The 1,471-nt window shown below is 46.8% G+C and carries 1 protein-coding gene; it reads left to right on the forward strand.

All coding sequences use genetic code 11. From position 1 onward, the window contains the following. Positions 1-1,471: glucose-specific PTS transporter subunit IIBC (ptsG, locus tag GRP75_RS26695; protein WP_160790864.1), on the forward strand; the 1,471-nt coding region annotated here is incomplete at both ends.

Raw genomic sequence — 1,471 nt, forward strand, 5'->3', positions numbered from 1 at the left:
GGGTTATGCAAACGTGTTGGGGATTCCAACGCTTCAAACCGGGGTGTTCGGCGGGATAATCATCGGTATACTGGCCGCGGCCATGTACAACCGCTTTTTCAAAATTGAGCTTCCATCGTATCTGGGCTTTTTCGCGGGTAAGCGTTTCGTTCCAATTGCAACGGCGGTATCCTCACTGATTGTCGGACTTGCACTGGTTCTGATCTGGCCTCCAGTTCAACAAGGACTTAACGCAGTATCTCACTTTATGGTGTATTCCAACCCGACTTTGTCGGCGTTCCTGTTCGGTGTTATCGAACGCGCGCTGATTCCATTTGGTTTGCATCACATCTGGTATTCACCGTTCTGGTTTGAGTTTGGTGAATATGTTAACAAGGCAGGTCAAACCGTTCACGGTGACCAGCAGATCTTCTTCAGCCAGCTTCGCGACGGAGTGGCGTTGACAGCAAGTACGTTCCAAGTGGGTAAATTCCCATTCATGATGTTCGGTTTGCCGGCAGCAGCGCTTGCAATGTACCATGAAGCAAGACCAGAACACAAAAAATATGTAGCAGGTATTATGGGTTCAGCAGCATTGACTTCGTTCTTGACAGGTATTACGGAGCCACTGGAATTTTCCTTCCTGTTCGTAGCTCCACTGCTGTTTGCAGTACACTGTATATTCGCAGGTCTGTCATTTATGACCATGCAAATTTTACATGTCAAAATCGGTATGACCTTCTCAGGCGGATTTATTGACTTCCTGATTTTCGGGATTATTCCAACCCGTACGCCTTGGTGGTATGTAATTATCGTCGGTCTGATTTTGGCAGTTATTTACTACTTCGGATTCCGGTTCATCATACGGAAGTTCAACTTGAAAACACCAGGACGTGAAGAAGCTACAGAAAATGTGGATGGCGCAGCAGTCGGTAGTAGTGATGAGCTCCCGCACAACATTTTGGCAGCTTTCGGTGGTTCATCGAATATCAAGCATCTGGATGCTTGTATCACACGTCTTCGGATCGAGGTTAATGAGAAATCGAACGTTGACAAAGCTCGTCTGAAACAACTTGGCGCATCAGGTGTCCTTGAAGTCGGTAACAACGTACAGGCAATTTTCGGTACACGTTCCGACACCATTAAATCTCAAATGGCTGATATCATGGCTGGACGTACACCTGCACCAGCTCCGGCGCAACCTGCTCCACAAGAGGAGAAGGAAGCTGGAGAAGAACAACAAACCATTATTGTAGAAGATATTGTAATGCCTGTTAACGGCGAATTGGTTGATATCTCGACGGTTCCCGATCCGGTATTTGCAGAACGTATGACAGGTGACGGTTTTGCGGTCGTGCCAAATGATGGAACGATTGTGTCCCCTGTTTATGGTAAAGTATTCAATGTATTCCCAAGCAAGCATGCGATTGGTATTCAATCCGATGGCGGTAAAGAAGTGCTTGTTCATACCGGGGTGAATACTGTGAAGCTT

The sequence above is a fragment of the Paenibacillus sp. OT2-17 genome (assembly GCF_009827695.1).
Taxonomy (GTDB): Bacteria; Bacillota; Bacilli; order Paenibacillales; family Paenibacillaceae; genus Paenibacillus; species Paenibacillus polymyxa_B.